Here is an 18,101-nt window from a genome sequence, read left to right as displayed (position 1 = left end):
CCCTGGCCACACCCGGCCAATGCGGGGGGCGCGCACGGGGATCAGCCGACGGGGTCTGCCTTCACCGGGAGGAACGTCTCCAGTTCCATCGACGGGTGCGGGTACTTCCACTCCACACTGTCGAACCGGACGTACATGCCCTCGGGAGTATCGGCCAGGAAGTAGTTGCCGTTCCATTGGTTGGGCTCGGTCACCGGCGACCCCTGCGCATACCGAGCACCCAGGGCGTCGTACTTCACCTCGACGCCGAACATGGCGTAGACGGCGGCGTCCACGAAGTTGAAGTAGCCGATCTCCCCCCGCAGGTGGGTGTCCTGGAGCGCCACGCCCTGGACCCGGTCGCGGACGAAGTACAGGGAGCTCAGGTCCTTGACGACCTGGTTGAAGTCGTGCGCCCCGTCATGGTGGATCAGCGCGCGCGTCTGCGGCTCCGCGCGCAGCACGTTCGCCGCGTAGGTCGGCAGGTCGCCGTGGAATATCCGGACTCGCGCCATGGCCCGCGGGAAGATGCGGCGGATACGTTCACGGGCGAACTGCAGGAACACCGGGTTGACGTCGACGAGGTCGAGTTCGAGCCCCATCGGTTCGACGCATCCGGCGAGGAGCGCGCCCGAACCGCCCATGAAGACCCCGACGTCGACGAGCCTCGTCAGCGATCCCCGCTCCCGCTCGACGCAGCCGAAGACGTCGTAGTAGTGCTGTGCGCTGCACTGGTCCTCGTAGGCGAGCTTCACGTCCCCTGACCGGGCCGCGATGCGGTCGAAGACCGCGTTCCTGCCCGTGAAGGCCGTCAGATCGGCGTGATGACCGCTGAGGATGGGGATCCCGAGGAGTTCGTGGAGGTTCTCGGCGTCCTCCAAGGCCGGGTCAGGTTCGAGGAAGCCTCCCCACGTGCTCTGGTGCATCGCCACCGTCGCGACGTAATCCGCCATTGTCAGTTCCCTCTCCTTGAGACGCGGCGGGCTCCGAGCCCGCCGCGAAGCCGGGGGCCAGCCGGATCATCACGCCCAGCGCGGCGAGCCCGGCCACTGCGGTCACGAGGGCCGTGGCCGGACCGAGCGGGGGCAGCCACTCCCCGGACAGCGGGTTGACCGCCGGGACGTCGGCGTACAGGCCGTGCTGGTACCTGATCATCGTGTACGCGAGACCGATGAGATGTGTGGGCAGGACCGCCGCGGCCAGCCACCCGGTGGCCGAGCGGGCGGGCCGCGTCGTGAGCGGCCCGCGCTCGTCGATGACGTACGCGGCGAGGATCGCCGCGCCGACCGCGGTGGGCAGGATGTAGCGGCCCTGCGCCATCATCCCGTCCTCCTCGGCGCCCAGGACGTCCATCCAGAGCGGGAGTGCGAACGCGCCCGCCACCAGCAGCCCCAGCCGCAGACGGTCGATCCGGCCGCCGACCGCGAGCGCCGCGATCGCGAGGAAGCCCGTCACGGCGAACCAGACGGCGTAGTAGCCGACGGGCATCGAGACGTCCACCCAGCCGAACACGCCGATCATCCCGGTCAGGTAGGCCGACGACTTGTCGACGACGACCGCCCGCAGCGCGTCGGCGGCGCCGAGCCCCGCCCCGCCCGGGACGGGGACGAGCTCGGTGGACTTCATCGCGAGCGTCCAGACCGCCGAGAGCGCGCAGGCCGCGGTCGCGACGCCGCCCAGGACCCAGGACCCGCGGTCGCGGACGAGCGTGCCGAGGCGCGCGCGGCCGGCGGTGGCGGTCAGGATCGCCAAGGCGAGCACGACGCTCAGCGGCCCGTCCGGTCTCGCCCACGCGACGGTGACGGCCGCCACCCCGGCCAGGATCTGCAGCCGCCGGTCGGGAGGGCCGTTCCCGAGGACGAGCGGGATCAGCGCGGCCCACATGGCGATCGCCGCCGTGATCTCCAGCCCGTTGGCGTTGATGACCCCGGCGAGATGCAGCGCCATCGGCGTGGTGGCGACCAGCAGGCCCGCGAGCAGGAACGGGCGTCGGGACCAGGCCAGCACGCTGTGCACCGCCGCGGCCAGGAACCCGGCGGACAGTGCCGCGCTGATCAGCCGGGCGAAGAGCAGGCCCGTCTCATCGGGCCACCATTTGAGCGGCCAGCCGACCAGTGCGTAGTAGGTGGGCTGGTAGCGGCCGGCGCCGGTGGAGAACCGCTCGACTGGTCGCCGGGGGTCCGGGGCCTCGTGGTGCGCGCAGCTCGCCGGCTGCTCCGGCTTGAAGGCGAAGCACGGCGGCGACGGCCGGGCGACGCCGTCCGGGATCGTCTGGTAGGCCCCCGCGAGCGGCTCGTCGAGCCCGGGGAGGGGCAGGTAGCGGGGCGGCGCGGCGAAGTCCCCGCCGACGACGCCCGCCGCGCGGGTGATGTGCGACTGCTCGTCCGGTCCGCCGTCCCACGGCATGGCGATCGCCCAGCCGGCGCCGACCGCGAAGAAGCCGAGGAAGGCCAGCAGCGTGAGCAGCCGCAGCCGGCGGACCGGAATCGTCGTCGGCCCCGGCTCGGACGTCGTCGCGTCCGGCGGGGTCATCGCGGCCTGCCGGGCGTCTTGAGGATTCTGGCGGACAGTGCGCGCCCGAGATGCGACACGGCCTCGCCGAGGTCCTGGGACGCGGGAGCGGGATCGACGGCGGGCGGCGCCGCCTGGTCCCGCAGCCGGCGCGCCTCCGCCTGGCTCGCCGCGGTTTCGGCGCGGGATCGGTCGAGTTCTGCGCGGAGCCGGGCGATCTCGCGCTGCTGGGCGGTGACGGTCTCCGCCAGCCGGTTCGCGTCCTCGGTGCGGGCCTCGGCCTCGTACTGGAGCTGCAGGACGCGGGTGTAGAGCGCGATCCGGTTGTTCTCCATCGCGGCGAGCAGTTCCGCGGACGTGTACGGCCGCAGCGCGTCGAAGATCTCGGCGGCGCCGGGGGCGTCCGACCTCATCAGGATCCCGAACCCGAACACGGCGGGGACGATGGCGAACCGCCAGTCGGCGGCCCCCGCCAGCGCGTCCTCGACGGCGGTGAGGACGCCGTTGCGCTCGCCGCCCGCGTGCGCGGCCACGGTGAACACGCCGTCGCCGACGAAGCCCGCCGGGGTGACGTCGTCGTGCCAGACGGTCGGCCCGTCGGCGGTGGCCGGGTGGACGTCCTCCGGCGGCAGCGGGGACGGCTGGTAGTAGAAGTCGCGGCGCCCGCACGGCCACAGGACGTCGTGGAGGACGACCACCGCGTCGGGGGCGTTCGCCATGATCCACGCGAGTTCGCGGCGGACCACCGCGTAGTTGTGGTCCCCGTCGAGGACGTACAGGTCGGCCGCCGGCACGTCGCCGAGCACGTCCGGGGACGGGCCCTCGACCAGGTTCAGCCGCGGGTCGGCGGCCAGCACGGCCCGCAGTTCCTCGCCGGGCGCGGGCTCGACGCAGTGCACGGTCGCGCCGAGGTCGGCGTACAGCGAGCTGACCTGCCCGGACTCCACCCCGACCTCGACCACCGTGCGGATCTCCCGGCACGCGAAGACGGCGGCGAACAGCTCGCGGAACACCGACATCGAGTGCAGCAGCAGCGGCTGCTCGCGGGCGGCGCGGGCCTGGGCGTGCGGGTCCGCGGGGGACCCGGCCTCCCCGGCTCCGCGGTCAGCGGTCGTCACCGAGCTTCCTCCTCGCCACTCGCCTGGCGCCGGCCGCGACGCCCTTGACGCCGGCCGTCCGGTACTCCTCGCGCATCCGCTCGGTGAGCCGCGCCGCGCGGGCGGCCCGCTCGGCCCGCCGGTCGACCGGCATCCGCGGCGCCATCCCGGCCGCCGACTGCGGCAGCATCGCGAACGCGATCGTGACCTGCGCGGACGACACCGTCGGCGTCCCCGCGCGGCGGGCGAGCGGGAGCCATACCGCCGCGTAGGAGGTGTCGAACTCCATGAGGTTGCCGCCGAGGTACCGGCAGTCGGCGTAGTGCAGGCCGACGAAGTCCTCCGGTCTGTCCCAGCGCAGCACCTGTTCTCGCCTGCGCCCGCCGGCGATGACCTTGGCCTCGATCCAGTCGACGCGGACGATCGCCGGGCGGCCGGGGATCGCCAGGGAGATGTCGACGGTGTCGTGGTGCTCGAAGTCGATCCGGGCGAACGACAGCCCGTTGTGGTTGATCCGGACGCGGCGGCGGATGGGCTCGTGCCACCGGTCGTCGGCGGTCCGGTACCGCAGCCGCGTCTCGTACGGCTCGCCGGCGGGGTCGAACGCCTCCGGGTCGATGGCGCCGTCCGTGATCGCCCGGACCATGGCGCCGAGCCCGGTGTCGGACGCGGCGATGAGCGCGGGCCAGAACGAGTCCCGCATGTGCAGGTCGCCGAGGTCGCCGGGCGACAGGTACGGGACGGCGGGTTTCAGGTCGGCGGGCAGCAGGGTCGTGACGAGGGTGGAGCCGAAGTTGTCCTCGTGGGTCCAGTTGCCGAAGACGGACGCCTCGTCGGCGGTGGGCGACTCCAGCGCGGCCACGAGGATCCGCGCGAGCCTGTCGCGGGCGGCCGGCGGGCGGGCGAGGTCCGGCCAGTCCCCGCCGGACGCGGCGACGTAGCGGTTCCACAGCTGCTGGAAGGCGAGGACGCCGTCCTGCACGGTGCGGCGTTCGGCGTTCTGCGAGGGCGCGTCGGGGGTGTCGCCGAGGACGGGCTCGCCGTCCGGGGAGAACCCGATCAGCGAACCGCACAGCGCGTTGACGCACTGCTCGACGATCTCCGGGCTGCGGGTGATGGTCGCGGCGACGTGCGCGGGGTGCCCGGCCTGCGCCAGGTAGCCCTCGGCGCGCAGCCCGGCCAGCGCGACCCGCTCCGAGCGGTTGTCGGTGGCCAGGTACAGGCCGGACACCCGGACGTCGATGCGCGCGATCTCCAGGGCGCGGGCGAGCTGCCGCTGGATCGTCCCGCCCCAGCCGAGGTCGACGAGGGTCAGTTCCGGGTCGTCGAGGGCGCCGGCGTCCCGCAGCGACCTGAGCATGCGTTCGCGGGCGGCGGTGACCGTCACCGCGAGCCGGTTGCACAGGTGCGGGGTCTCGGTCAGCGCGCGGGCGACACGGTCGGCGATGTCGCCGTTGTCGATGACGGTGTCCAGCTCGGCGGCGAGGCCCGGCACGTCGCCCGGCTGCAGTTCGAGGACGGTCAGCGCCTGCCGGACGGTGAGCCGGTAGCCGGACCGGATGAAGGCGTGCACCGCACCGGTGTCGTGCGGGTCGAGCCCCGCCAGCGACGTCACGAACCGGGACAGCCAGACGGGCCGGGCGTGGACGTCCCAGCCCCGTGCCGCCGCGGCCTCGTTGATCAGCCGGGAGAGCAGTTCGCCCTCGCGCATCGAGCACCACAGCCTGCGGGTGCCGGCGTCGTGCGCCTTCCATGCCGCCCATTCGGCGAACCCCGTCAGCACCGGGCCGAGCACGCCGGCGCCGTACCGCCACGCGACGTCCAGCGCCGACGTGGTGAACGGGACCCCCGAGTGGACGGCCTTGGCGCGCAGGCTGGTGAGGCCGAAGTCGCCGTACCGGTCGTCCAGGTCGGGGGCGTGGTCGCCGAACGGCTGGACGGGCTCCTTCTCGCGGCGCAGCACGTCCAGGTAGGCGTCGTCGAGCCGCCGGTAGTGCACCGTGCGGACGCCGAGCGCGGACGGCACCTCGTGGTCGGCGACCTCGTGGTCGCCGATGTGCACGATCTGCTCGGGGCTGCGGCCGAGGTCGCGCAGGACGATCTCCCAGAGGCCGGTCGCCTTGCCGGTGCCGTGCTGGTTGGACCGGAAGATCCGGACGGAGTCCATCGGGCCCAGCTCGGGGCGGTCGAGGAGCCGCGCGAGCTGGTCGTCGGTGAAGTAGGTGTCGGACACCAGGACGACCTCGATGTCCTGCTTGCGCGCCGCGCGCACGACCTCGGCGATGTCGAGGTCGACGATGGTGAGCTCCCGTTCCAGCCGCAGTTCGGCGTCGACGAGCTGCTCCAGGGGCACCGGGCCGAAGACGCCGTCCGGCATGGCGCGCCAGATGTCGAACAGCGAGACCTCGGGGCCGAGGGTGCCGCGGTCGCGGCGGGCGGCGTCCTCAGCCGCGATGCGCATCCGGCGGAACGTCGCGTCGGTCACCCACGGCGGGCACAGGCCCGCGTCCCGCAGCCGGGAGCCGAGCAGACCGAACGCGTCGGCGGGCCGGGGGACGCGGCGCCACAGCACGGTGTCGAAGATGTCCAGGGACAGCACGGAGCACGCCCTGTCGGCGACGATGCGACGCACGTTGTCGAGCAACGGGCTCCCGGCTTCCTGCTTGGTCAACGCCGTACCTCTCCCCTGGCTCCGGACCGGCGGCGGCCGCTGCCCCCGGCCGCGGCTCGGGATACCTTATCCACCGGTATCTCCCGCTGTGGTGGAAGTTCTGGCCGCGGCGGCGGCCCGGCGGGCCGCGCGGTCTTCGCGGACCAGCCGGCCCGCCTCCTCGGTCGCCCCGTCGAAGATCAGCCGGCCCTGCCGCATCGTGATGCCGCGGTCGCACAGGTCGACGAGCATCCTGATGTCGTGCGCGACGACGACCATGGTGCGGCCCTCGCCGCGCAGCTCCCGGATGCGCTCCAGGCACTTCTCCCGGAACGGCGGGTCGCCGACGGCCAGCACCTCGTCGATCAGGAACACGTCCGGCTCGGTGTGCGCCGCGATCGAGAACGCCAGCCGCATGAACATGCCGGACGAGTAGAACTTCACCTGGTCGTCCAGGAACCGCTCGACGCCGGAGAACTCGACGATCGCGTCGAACTTCCGGGCGATCTCCTCCCGGGACATGCCGAGGATCGCCCCGTTCAGGTACACGTTCTCCCGGCCGGTCAGCTCGGGATGCAGCCCAGCGCCCACGTCGATCAGCCCGGCGACGCGCCCGCGGACGCGCACCGACCCCTCGTCCGGCCGCATGACCCCCGAGATGAGCTTGAGCAGGGTGCTCTTTCCCGACCCGTTCAGCCCCATGAGGGCGACGGTCTCGCCCTGGTCGATGGTGAGGCTCACCTCGTCCAGCGCACGGAAGCGGTCCGACAGCCGCTGACGGCGCAGCGCGCGGACGCTCATCTCCTTGATCGACCGCGCGTGCCGCAGCGTGAAGTTCTTCGTCACGCGGTCGATGACGATGGACGGCGTGGGTGGCGTGGGTGGCGTGGATGAGGGTGAAGGTGGGGGCGTGGCGGGAGAGGGCATCGGCTAGAGCTCCTGCGCGAAACGCGTCTGCATGCGGGCGAACGCCGCGTGCCCCGCGACGAACACCAGCAGGCTCACGGCGAGGGACATGCCCGCGCGGGCGTACAGGTCCGGCGGGAACGCGAAGCCGCCGCCCTGCCCCGGGTACCAGAAGGCCCGCTGGAACAGCGACACCGCGCTGACGAGCGGGTTGGCGAGGTAGACGTCCAGCACCCAGCCGGGCGCGTGGGTCCGGACGTGCGTCCACGGGTAGATCATCGGCACCGACCAGGTGATGACGATCATCAGGATGTCGACGACCTGCTCCAGGTCGCGGAAGAAGACGTTCACCGCCGCGCACAGCAGCGCGATGCCGAACCCGAGGACGATGATGATCGTGAAGCCGAGGACGGCCGCGCCGAGGCCCGCGAGCGAGGGCCGCCAGCCGGCCGCGAGGGCCCCGCCGAGCAGGATCAGCATGCCGGGCAGGAAGTGGACCAGCGAGACCAGCGCCGACGCCGTCGGGAACAGCTCCCGGGGCAGGAACACCTTCCGGACGAGCGGCGCGTTGCCGGTGACCGACCGGGTGCCCGAGTGCAGCATCTCGGTGAACAGGTTGATCAGCACCATGCCCGCGAACAGGTAGACCGGGAAGTCGTCGATCTGCCGGTCCATGCCGAGGAAGACGCCGATGACGTAGAAGTACACGGCGAAGTGCACGGCCGGCCGCACGTAGGACCAGCCGAGCCCGAGCAGCGACCCCTTGTAGCGTGCGCGCAGCTCGCGGCGGACGAGAAGGCGCAGCAGGTACTTGTTGCGGAGCGTCCGGCGGAGCCCGCCGTCCTCTCCGGGTGTGCGCAGGCCGGTGTCCTCGCGGATCGGCGTGACGGTCATCCCGGCCCGTCCCCGGGACCGCCGCCGGAGCCGCCGGGAGCGGCGCCCGCGTCATCCGGGCTCGCCGTGCCGGGGCTCGCCGCCTCGAACGTGGCGCGCCATGCCTCCGGCGAGGCGATCTCGGCCATCGCCGCCCGGTAGCGCCGGCTCAGCTCGGGCCACTCCCGGGTGAGCCGCGCGTGCAGCAGCGACGTCCGCGCGAGCAGCCGCCGGAACCGCTCCGGGTCGCGCTGGTACCAGGCCACCTTGGTGCCGTCGGCGGAGGAGACCAGCGCGCTGTCGACCTGCGCCAGCAGGCTCCAGTGCCGGTCGATGTGCGGCACGGTGAGCTGCGGGTTGCCGCGCGCCGCCGGGTCCACCGGGCGCAGCTGCTTGACGGTGCCGAGCATCGCGCTCGCCAGCACGTTCACCGTGCCGCGCGGCGGTTTGAACCCGCGTCCCCGCTTGGGCGGCCGGCTCCGCCGCACCCGCGGGAACTCCTCGTGGCTGGCCCGGTTCCGCGCGTCCGGGAAGTTCGCCCGGAACCGCATGATCTCGGGCAGCTTGGTGGCGATCCCCGCGTGCATGTGCTCCGGGCCGCTCAGCACGTCCTCGATCGCCGACAGCATCAGCTCGGCGGTGGAGTACTGCATCGCGAGCGCGTGCTTCACCGAGATGATGAAGCTCTCCTTGACGAGGTTGCCGCCGCGCTCGTAGGGCGAGTGCATCAGCGCGGTGACCAGCCGGTTGCGCTCGTGGAAGTACGCCTGCCAGTCGATGCCGTCGTCCTTGTCCTGCCACGGGACGTGCCACGCGGCCATGCCGGGCAGGCTCACGGTCGGGAAGCCCGCCTCGCCCGCGCGGACGCAGTACTCGGCGTCGTCCCACTTGATGAACATCGGCATGGACAGGCCGACCTTGCGCACGACGTCGACGGGGATCAGGCACATCCACCAGCCGTTGTAGTCGACGTCCACGCGCCGGTGCAGCCACTTCGTCTTGCGCAGGCTCCCGGTGCTGGGCCGCGCCTGCTGCTTCGGGTGCGCGTCCGGGGAGGCGGCCGGGCTCGCCGGCAGCGCGAAGTCGTGCTCGCGCCTGGTGTGCGGGGCCTCCTCCCACCACCAGCGGTACCGCCCGATGGTCTCGCCGTAGGCGTGCAGCTGCGAGCGGACGAACAGGTTGAACATGTGCCCGCCGACGATCGTCGGCGTGCGGGCGAAGTCGGCGAACGCGACGCCGCGCAGGATGCCCTCGGTCTCGGTGACCACGTCGTCGTCGAGGAGCAGGACGTAGTCGCTCGCGCCCGCCCTGACCGTCTCGTCCATGGCCCGGGAGAACCCGCCGGATCCGCCGAGGTTCCCCTGCTCGATGACGCGCAGCGTGTCGCCGAGCGCCGCGGCGGCCCGCGCGAAGTCCGCGTCGTCGCGGACGCGTTCGGTGCCCTGGTCGACGACGTAGACGGCGTCCACCACGCTGAGGACTTCGGGGGCGTCGGCCAGCGCGAGGAGCTGGGCCACGCAGAAGCCGGGGCGGTTGAACGTGGTGATGCCCAGGCTGACCCGGCCCTGCCGGACGGTCTTCGCCGGGTCCCGCACCGCGCACCAGTCGGCCCGTTCGAGGACCGCGTCGCCCTCGCCTGCCAGGACGTCCATCCAGTACCAGCCGCCGTCGATGAACGGCCGGAGCGGCAGCCGGAACGACTCCTCGCGCGAGGTCTCCGAGTCGACGCGCACGGAGTCGACGCGCTGGATGTGCCCCTTGGCGCTGGACCGGTAGACGATCACGGTCGCCTGGCCGCGGACGCGGACGCGCAGGACCACCTCCTCCACCGACGTCCAGCGCCGCCAGTAGCCGGCGGGGAACGCGTTGAAGTAGGTGGCGAACGACACCCGCCGCCCGACCGGCACGACCACGCTGCGCCGGCCCACGCTGTCGGCGAGGCCGGCCAGGATGCCGGCCTCGACCGCGGCCTCGGCGGCGAGCGCCTCGGCGCCCCTGGCGATCTCGCCCTCGACGTACAGCTTGAGGACGTCGAGGTCGCGGTCGACGGGCATCACGACGCGCTGCAGGACGCGCAGGTCCGCGGGCGCCGCCCCGGCGTCGCGGCCGGCGGTCTCGGCGGGTGCGCTCATACGGCCCTACCTCCGCTCTTGAGACGCGCCCCGTCCTCGAAATGGGGGCGCAGTTTGTTGTCGACCATGCTGAGCGCCGCGGCGATGGCCATGTGCATGTCCAGGTACTTGTAGGTGCCGAGCCGCCCGCCGAACAGCACGCCCGGCTCCCCCTTGGCCAGCTCGCGGTAGGCGAGCAGCCGGGCCCGGTCGGCCGCGGTGTCGACGGGGTAGTACGGCTCGTCGCCGCGCGCGGCGGCCCGCGAGTACTCCCGCATGATCACCGTCTTGTCGGGCGGGTAGTCCGCGCGCTCGGGGTGGAAGTGCCGGAACTCGTGGATCCGGGTGTAGGGGACGTCCTCGTCGGCGTAGTTCATGACCGGGGTGCCCTGGAAGTCGCCGGTGGGCTCGACCCGCGTCTCGAAGTCCAGCGTCCGCCAGCCGAGCTCGCCTTCGGCGTAGTCGAAGTAGCGGTCCAGCGGCCCGGTGTAGACGACCGGCACGTTGCCGACCGCGTCGCCGCGCAGGTCGAGGAAGTCGGTGTCGAGCCGGACCTCGATGCGCGGGTGGTCGGCCATCCGCTCCAGCCAGGCCGTGTAGCCGTCGACCGGCAGGCCCTCGTGGACGTCGTTGAAGTAGCGGTTGTCGAAGGTGTACCGCACGGGCAGCCGCGTGATGATCTCCGCGGGCAGGTCGCGGGGGTCGGTCTGCCACTGCTTGGCCGTGTAGCCGCGGATGAGCGCCTCGTACAGCGGGCGCCCGATCAGGGAGATCGCCTTCTCCTCCAGGTTGGCCGGGTCGGTCACCTCCGCGGCCTGCCGGGCGATCAGCGCCCGCGCCTCGTCCGGGCTGAAGGCCCGGCCGAAGAACGCGCAGATCGTGCCGAGGTTGATCGGCATCGGGTAGACCTTGCCCTTGAACGTGGAGTACACGTGGTGCCGGTAGCCGGTGAAGGCGGTGAACCGGTTCGCGTACTCCCACACCCGTTCGTTGGACGTGTGGAACAGGTGCGCGCCGTACCGGTGGATCTCGATGCCGGTCTCCGGCTCGGCCTCGCTGTAGGCGTTCCCGCCGATGTGGCCGCGCCGGTCGAGGACGAGCACGCGCAGCCCGAGCCCGGCCGCGCACCGTTCGGCGACCGTGAGCCCGAAGAACCCGGAACCGGCCACCACGAGGTCGACGTTCACAGGCCGGCGTCCATCACAGGGCGGTGTCCATCACAGGGCAGGTCCATCACAGGGGGCGTCCATCCCGTGCGGGGGGAGCGGAGGACTCGGCCGCGCCACGGTACCGGCCGGTCCATACGTACGGATTGCGGCTAAGATACCGGGGATTTCATCGGCACCAAGGCAGGGCTCCCCAAGGATCGCGGTGGTCGCACCCACTCCGGGCGGTACGGAAGGCGGTACCGCGGGCGGTACGGCGGGCGGCCCGCGCCGGGCGGTCTACCTGCACGTCGGAGCGGCGAAGAGCGGCACCTCGTTCCTGCAGGACGTGCTGTGGCAGAACCGCGGCCGGCTGCGCGAGCACGGCGTCCTCTTTCCTGGCGCCGACTTCTCCGCCCAGGTCAGAGCCGCTTTCGACCTGCGCCGGACGTTCTTCCCCGAGGCATCCGACCCGTGGACGCGCGATGCCTGGCGCGACCTGGTGGACGAGGTCCGCGCCTGGCCCGGGAACGCGGTCATCTCGCAGGAGCTGTTCGCCCCGGCGAGCCCCGCGGACGTCCGGCGGGCCATGGCGGACCTCGGTTTCGCCGATGTCCACCTCGTCTTCACCGCCCGCGACCTCGGCCGGCAGATCCCCGCGCACTGGCAGGAGGACGTCAAGAACCGGTTCACCACCTCGTTCACCGAGTTCGTGGCCGCCCTCCGGCGGCGCAGCTGGCGGACGTTCGAGAGCGCCCGGCTGTTCTGGGGGCTCCAGGACCCGGTCGCGGTCCTCCGGCGCTGGGGCGCGGGCCTGCCGCCGGAACGCGTCCATGTCGTCACGCTGCCCCCGCCCGGCGCGCCCCGTGACCTGCTGTGGCGGCGCTTCTGCGCGGCCACCGGCCTCGTCCCGGACGAGTACGACCTCTCCGGCACGTTCGCCAACCCGTCGCTCGGGCTGACGGAGACCCAGTTCCTGCTCCGCCTCAACGCGGCGCTCGGCGAGCGGATCGGCTGGCACGCCTACAACGACGAGGTCAAGCTCTTCCTCGCGCAGCACGTGCTGGCGGGACGGCCGGCCCCGGTCCGGATCGAGCTGCCCGCCGAACACCTGCCGTGGGCGACCGAGCGGGCCGTCGAGATGGCCGAGGGGCTGCGCGCGGCCGGCTACCACGTGGTCGGCGACCTGTACGAGCTGATGCCGATGGCCGCGTCCGGCCCCGCGCTCGGGACGCCTCCCGCGCCCGACCCCGACGAGCCGCGCTGGGCGGAGATGGCGGACGTGGGCGTCGACGCGGTCGCGGCGCTGCTCGCCCGCGTCCGGGAGCGGCACGAGCACGCGGCCTCCGTCCCCGGCGCCGAGATGCCGGTCCGCGACCGGATCGGGCCGCTGCGGCGGGACGCCGCCGCACTGGCGGAGGAGACCGCCCGGATGGCCCGGGACGCCGCGCCGTTCGCCGCGCGCGCCGCCCGGGCCGCCGGGGACCGCTACCCGGCCGTCCGCCGCCTCCGCGGCGCCTACCCTCGGTGGCGGGGCGCGGCGGCGCCGTCCGATGCCGAGACGAGAACGACGAGGTGAGCGCGCTGGTGAGCGAGCGGAGGTCCGGCAAGTCCGTCTACCTGCACGTCGGTGCGCCCACCGCGGGCACGGCGTACCTGCACCGGGTGCTGTGGGACAACCGGCGGCGGCTCGCCGACGCCGGCGTGTGCTACCCCGTCGCCGGGCCGCAGGAGCATTTCGGGGCCGTGATGGACCTGCGCGAGATGAGCTGGGGCGGCCGTCGCGACCCGGCCTGGGACGGTGCCTGGACGCGGGTCGCGGAGCGGGCGCGCGACTGGGACGGCCCGGCGGTCGTGTTCTCCCAGGGGCTGCTCGCCGGCGCGACCGAGGAGCAGGTGAAGCGCGCCGTGGCCGCGCTGGAGCCGGCCGACGTCCATGTGGTGTTCGCCACGCGCGGCCTGGGCTGGCAGCTCGTCCTCGACTGGCAGGAGCAGATCCGGCACGCCCACACGGTCCCGTTCGGGCGGTTCGCCGACGACCTCGTCGCGCTCGGCATCGAGGCGCCCGAACCGTACGGCGAGATGTTCTGGGGGCTGCACGACCCGGTGCGGGTGCTGGCCGCCTGGGAGTCCGCCGTGCCGAAGGAGCGGATCCACGTGCTCACGCTGCCCGCGCCCGGCGGCGGCTCCGCCGTGCTGTGGGACCGGTTCCGCGCCGCGACCGGGATCGGCGCGGGCGTGTGCGACACCGGCGGTATACCGGCGGACGAGCCGCTCACGGCGGTGGAGGCCGAGCTGCTGCGCCGGTTGAACGAGCGGATCGGCCCCGCGCTGGGCGAGGACTACGAGCGCGTCGTCCGCGCGTACTTCCTCGGCGAGAACGGTGCCGGGGGCGCGGCGGCGGACCGGGCGCCGATGGGCCTGCCCGCCCGGCACGCCGAGTGGGCGGCGGCGCGGGCACGGGAGACGGCCGCGTCGCTGCGCGCGTCCGGCTACGACGTGGTCGGCGACCTCGCCGAGCTCACGGACGCCCCGGCCCCCGCGGCCGGGCTCGTCCCGGACGAGGTGCCCGACGAGCTGATCGCGACCGCGTCCGTCGAGGTCGTGGCGCACCTGATGGAAGAGCTGTCGATGACGCGGGAGCGCGTCGGCCTCGCCCACCTGCACGGCGAGCTGGCCGGCATCCGGGAGAACGTGCGCGAGCTCATGGAGGCCGCCGCGGACCCGTCCCCGGCGCTGCGGCGCGCCGCGCGCCGGGCCGCCCGCCGGCGCGGCCGATGAGCGGCGGGGGTGAGCCGGAGGCGGACACGGCCGTGACCGCCGTGGTCGTCACCTACAACCGGTGCGACCTCCTGGCCGAGGCACTGGCCGCGCTCGCCGCCCAGACGCGTCCCCCCGACCGCACCATCGTGGTGGACAACGCCTCGGCGGACGGCACCGCCGCGATGGTCGCCGACCGCTTCCCGGACGCGGACCTGCTGTCGCTGCCCCGCAACGTGGGCGGGGCCGGCGGCTTCGGCGCCGGGATCGCCCGGGCGCTGAGCGGCGGAGCGGACCTGCTCTGGCTGATGGACGACGACACCGTCCCCGAGCCGCCCGCCCTCGCCGAGCTCCTCGCCGCGCGCGAGCGGGCCTCTACCGGTGCGGACGGCCCGCCCGCGCTGGTGGCCAGCCGGGTCGTGTGGACCGACGGCCGCCCCCACCCCATGAACACGCCCCGCCCGAAGCCCCGCGCGACGGCCGCCGAATCGCGGCTCGCCGGCGCGGCGGGATGCGTGCCGATCCGCTCCGCGTCCTTCGTGTCCGTGCTCGTGGACGCCGCCGCGGTCCGGGAGCGCGGGCTGCCGGTCGCCGACTACTTCCTGTGGAACGACGACTTCGAGTTCACGACGCGGCTGCTGCGCGGCCGCCGCGGGCTGCTCTGCCCGCGCAGCGTCGCCGTCCACCGCACGGAGCGGTTCGGGGGCGCGGACGCCGATCCCGGCGACCGCTTCTACTACGAGGTCCGCAACAAGATCTGGCTGTTCACCGGCAGCCCGGGGCTGGCGCCGGCGGAACGCGTCCTGTACGCGGGGTCGACGCTGCGCCGCTGGTCCCGCACCTTCGCGGGCTCCGGGGACCGGCCGGTGCTGCGCCGCGCCCTGGCCCGCGGCCTCAGGGACGGCCTGACCGGGCGCCCGCGTCCCACGGCGGCGGTCCTCCGGGACGTCGGGGTCGAGGTCCCGCCGGACCCCTACCGCACCTCGACGTAGTCGACCTGCCCCTGGCCCGGGCCGCCGAGGGGGCGCAGACCCACCGTGTTCCATCCGGCGGCCAACTCGACCTGAGCCGTCACCGACGTCCAGGCGAAGCCCCGCGTCGCGCGCAGCCGGACGGACGTCGCGGCGTACCCGTTGACCGCGAACTCCATCTCGGCGTCGGCCCCCGCGGGGTTCGCGTACTGCGTCCGGACCGCGTACTTCCCGGCGACCGGCGCGAAGACCGGCACGTCCATCCGGCAGTCGGCGCGGACGAGCGGCCCGACCGCCACGCCGCCGGACGCGCCCGGCCGGGCCGCCGCGGGCGCGCAGCCGTTCAGCCGGCCGCGCTCCGCCTCGAAACGGGCGGGGACGCCGCGGACGGCGGGGCGGGCGCCGTCCCAGCCGAGGCGGGCGACGTACATGCCGCGGGTGACGCGGGAGCCGCCGTGGTAGTCGAGGATGCCGTGGAAGACCAGGTAGTCGCCGGTCTCGTCGGTGAGGACGTCCGCGCTCCCCGGGCCCTGCACCGCGCCGCCGTACTGCCCGGTCGACTGGATCGGCCCGGCCTTGCGGTACGGGCCCTCGATCGACGGCGCCACCGCGTAGCGGGTCTGGTAGTTCGACTGGAAGTACCAGCCCGCCGAGTAGAGCAGCACGTACTGGTTCCCGCGCCGGACGAGGTCGGGCGCCTCCACCAGGACCGGCTCGTCCGGCGCCCGCGCCATGATCTTCTTCGGCTCGGCCGCGCGGCGCAGCCCGTCCGGACTCAGCTTGACCAGGTAGATCGACGCCGTGGTGCGGGCGTCGGTCTTGTAGAGCAGGTAGCGCATCCCGTCCGTCTCGATGTAGGACGCCGGGTCGATGGCGCCGCCGAGGTCCAGCGGGCAGACCAGCGGCCCGCCCTCCACCGGGACGAACGGCCCGGCGGGCGCGGTGGCCGTGGCCACGCCGACGCACTGCGCGTCGCCGCCCTTGCGTCGGGCCGAGAAGTACAGGATGTAGGGGCCGGACCCGTGCTGCGGAGGGACGACCTCGGGCGCCCAGGTCCAGCCTTCGGCGGCCCAGGCCGGCAGCCGGGCGAGGGCGTCGCCGGACGTCCGCCAGGGCCCGGTCGGGGACGGCGCCGTCGCGACGGGCACCGCCGCGTCCGCGTTGTTGGTGCCGTAGGCGAAGTACGTCCCCGCGGCCTTGATCACGGTGGGGTCGGCGAACGAGCCGTCGATCACCGGCTTGACCGGCGAGTAACCGGGCGGGTCGAGCGGCACCGGGGAACCGGCGGGGCTCGGCAGCGGCGGCCGCGCGGAGCCGCGCGCCGAGCCCGGCGAGGTCCCGCCGGAGGAGGGCAGGCAGGAGACGGCCAGCAGGACGACCAGCGCGATCACACCGCTGATCGCGGCCCCCGCGACCAGCGGCACCAGCGGCGCGAGCGCCCGCGGATCCCCGCCCGGTCTCCTCATCTCACCGGCATCATGCCAACAAGGCGCAGGTGCGGCGAACCGCCCGGACGCGCGGAACGGCGTCCGAATCGTTACGCTTGCCCGGCGACCGCATCGTGGAAGGGAAGACGTTGATCCGACACCGGGGGGCGGCCGCCGTCCTGTGCCTGATCGCCGTCCTCGCCCTCGGCGGGTGCTTCCTCCAGCCCGGCGGCGACGCGAAGACCGGCGGGGACGCGAAGGCGGGGCGGGGGGCGCGCAAGCCCAACATCGTCTTCGTCCTCACCGACGACCTCTCCTGGAACCTCGTCGCGCACATGCCGCAGGTGCTCCGGATGCAGCGGGAGGGGCTGACGTTCGACAACTTCATCGTGGCGGACTCGCTGTGCTGCACGTCCCGCGCCACGATCTTCACCGGCCAGTACCCGCACAACACCCGGGTCCGGACGAACTTCCCGCCCGACGGCGGCTTCGAGGTGTTCAAGCGGAACGGCGGCGAGCAGATGTCGTTCGCCCCGGCCCTCCAGAAGGCCGGGTACCGCACCGCCCTGCTCGGGAAGTACATGAACGGCTACCTGCCGAGCATGAAGCAGGGCGGGACGACGCCGTACGTGCCGCCGGGCTGGACCGAGTGGTACGTCAACGGCAACGGCTACCCCGAGTACAACTACAACCTGAACGAGAACGGCCGGCTCGTCCACTACCGCTCCGCGCCGCAGGACTACCTGACCGACGTGCTCGCGGGCAAGGGCGTGGACTTCATCAAGCGGTCCCAGGGCTCGGACAAGCCGTTCTTCATCGAGGTGTCCACGTTCGCGCCGCACGGGCCGTTCATTCCGGCGCCGCGGCACGCGGGGATGTTCGCCGACCTGCGGGCGCCGCGGTCGCCGTCCTTCAACGAGGCGGACGTGCGCGACAAGCCGTCCTGGCTGCGGTCGCACGCTCCGCTGCGCAAGCCCGGACTCAACGGGATCGACGCGGGCTTCCGCGACCGCGTCCGGATGGTCCAGGCGGTGGACGAGATGATCGGCCGAATCCGGACAACACTGAAGGAACTGGGCATCGACCGCGAGACCTACGTGGTGTTCGGCTCCGACAACGGCTTCCACATGGGCGAGCACCGGCTCGCCGGCGGCAAGATGACCGCCTTCGACACCGACATCCGGGTGCCGTTCGTCTTCACCGGGCCGGGCGTCCCGGCCGGCCGCACCGTCCCGCAGATCGCGCAGAACACCGACCTCTCCCCCACCTTCCAGGAGCTGGCCGGAGCGCGTCCCTCGCCCGCCGTCGACGGCCGGTCGCTCGTGCCGTTCCTGCGCGGCGGCACGCCGCCGGACTGGCGCGAGACGGCGCTCATCGAGCACGTCAAGCCGCCGCCGTCCGCGGAGGACCCCGACCGGCAGGACTCCGCCCCCGGCGCGCCGACGACCTACAACGCGCTCCGCACGAACGACATGCTCTACGTGGAGTACGCCGCCGGCGAGCGGGAGTACTACGACCGCACCCGGGACCCGCACGAGCTGACCAACATCGCGGGGACGCTCCCGGAGCAGCGGCGGCGGCACCTGTCCGACCTGCTGTACGCGCTGACGCACTGCGCGGGGGCGAAGTGCACCGCCGCCGGCCGGAGCCGGTGAGGACTTCCGTCCCTTA

General features: G+C 73.4%; 13 protein-coding genes. 4 read left to right on the top strand and 9 right to left on the bottom strand.

Annotation, left to right across the window (positions count from 1 at the left end; translation table 11 throughout):
* Window positions 1-41 precede the first annotated feature (41 nt).
* The 8 genes from ACGFI1_RS19780 to glf form a co-directional block, all read right to left on the bottom strand.
* On the bottom strand, window positions 42-932 hold the full coding sequence (locus ACGFI1_RS19780; RefSeq protein WP_392786890.1) for a class I SAM-dependent methyltransferase: 891 nt from the start codon (window positions 930-932) through the stop codon (window positions 42-44).
* Window positions 868-2,511, bottom strand: a complete 1,644-nt coding sequence (locus tag ACGFI1_RS19775) for a DUF2142 domain-containing protein (protein ID WP_392786889.1) — start codon at window positions 2,509-2,511, stop codon at window positions 868-870. The genes ACGFI1_RS19780 and ACGFI1_RS19775 overlap by 65 nt, the downstream gene beginning before the upstream one ends.
* Complete coding sequence (locus ACGFI1_RS19770; RefSeq protein WP_392786888.1) at window positions 2,508-3,608, bottom strand: class I SAM-dependent methyltransferase; 1,101 nt, start codon at window positions 3,606-3,608, stop codon at window positions 2,508-2,510. Before ACGFI1_RS19770 ends, ACGFI1_RS19775 begins: the two co-directional genes overlap by 4 nt.
* Window positions 3,595-6,258 carry an HAD family hydrolase gene (locus ACGFI1_RS19765; RefSeq protein ID WP_392786885.1) on the bottom strand — a complete coding sequence of 888 codons (2,664 nt, stop codon included), beginning with the start codon at window positions 6,256-6,258 and terminating at the stop codon, window positions 3,595-3,597. Before ACGFI1_RS19765 ends, ACGFI1_RS19770 begins: the two co-directional genes overlap by 14 nt.
* A 66-nt stretch (window positions 6,259-6,324) precedes the next feature.
* Window positions 6,325-7,083, bottom strand: coding sequence for an ABC transporter ATP-binding protein (locus ACGFI1_RS19760; protein ID WP_392786882.1), 759 nt, complete (start codon window positions 7,081-7,083; stop codon window positions 6,325-6,327).
* Window positions 7,084-7,167: 84 nt separating this feature from the next.
* A complete protein-coding gene (locus ACGFI1_RS19755; protein WP_386870778.1) occupies window positions 7,168-8,037 on the bottom strand; it encodes an ABC transporter permease in 870 nt (289 codons plus the stop codon).
* Window positions 8,034-10,148: a glycosyltransferase gene (locus ACGFI1_RS19750; RefSeq protein WP_392786879.1), complete on the bottom strand. Its 2,115-nt coding sequence runs from the start codon at window positions 10,146-10,148 to the stop codon at window positions 8,034-8,036. Before ACGFI1_RS19750 ends, ACGFI1_RS19755 begins: the two co-directional genes overlap by 4 nt.
* Window positions 10,145-11,314 (bottom strand): UDP-galactopyranose mutase, encoded by a 1,170-nt coding sequence (glf, locus tag ACGFI1_RS19745; RefSeq protein ID WP_386870774.1) that lies wholly within the window; start codon window positions 11,312-11,314, stop codon window positions 10,145-10,147. Before glf ends, ACGFI1_RS19750 begins: the two co-directional genes overlap by 4 nt.
* A 184-nt stretch (window positions 11,315-11,498) precedes the next feature.
* Here glf and ACGFI1_RS19740 point away from each other — a divergent pair, with 184 nt between their 5' ends.
* The 3 genes from ACGFI1_RS19740 to ACGFI1_RS19730 are packed head-to-tail and all read left to right on the top strand — an operon-like array spanning window position 11,499 to window position 15,024.
* Window positions 11,499-12,851 (top strand): hypothetical protein, encoded by a 1,353-nt coding sequence (locus tag ACGFI1_RS19740; protein WP_386870772.1) that lies wholly within the window; start codon window positions 11,499-11,501, stop codon window positions 12,849-12,851.
* Between the two features lie 8 nt (window positions 12,852-12,859).
* On the top strand, window positions 12,860-14,053 hold the full coding sequence (locus ACGFI1_RS19735) for a hypothetical protein (protein WP_392786876.1): 1,194 nt from the start codon (window positions 12,860-12,862) through the stop codon (window positions 14,051-14,053).
* Window positions 14,050-15,024, top strand: coding sequence for a glycosyltransferase (locus tag ACGFI1_RS19730; protein ID WP_392786873.1), 975 nt, complete (start codon window positions 14,050-14,052; stop codon window positions 15,022-15,024). The genes ACGFI1_RS19735 and ACGFI1_RS19730 overlap by 4 nt, the downstream gene beginning before the upstream one ends.
* Here the strand turns inward: ACGFI1_RS19730 and ACGFI1_RS19725 are convergent.
* Window positions 15,006-16,469: a family 43 glycosylhydrolase gene (locus tag ACGFI1_RS19725; RefSeq protein ID WP_392786870.1), complete on the bottom strand. Its 1,464-nt coding sequence runs from the start codon at window positions 16,467-16,469 to the stop codon at window positions 15,006-15,008. The genes ACGFI1_RS19730 and ACGFI1_RS19725 overlap by 19 nt on opposite strands.
* 110 nt (window positions 16,470-16,579) lie before the next feature.
* On the opposite strand from ACGFI1_RS19725, the gene ACGFI1_RS19720 reads away from it, so the two are divergent.
* The gene (locus ACGFI1_RS19720; protein ID WP_392786867.1) at window positions 16,580-18,085 is read left to right on the top strand and encodes a sulfatase family protein; all 1,506 of its coding nucleotides are present in this window, start codon (window positions 16,580-16,582) and stop codon (window positions 18,083-18,085) included.
* The last annotated feature ends 16 nt before the right edge of the window (window positions 18,086-18,101 follow it).

This window comes from Actinomadura geliboluensis, from assembly GCF_043197915.1.
Lineage (GTDB): Bacteria > Actinomycetota > Actinomycetes > Streptosporangiales > Streptosporangiaceae > Spirillospora > Spirillospora geliboluensis.
This window is presented reverse-complemented; position numbering and strand designations above follow the sequence as displayed.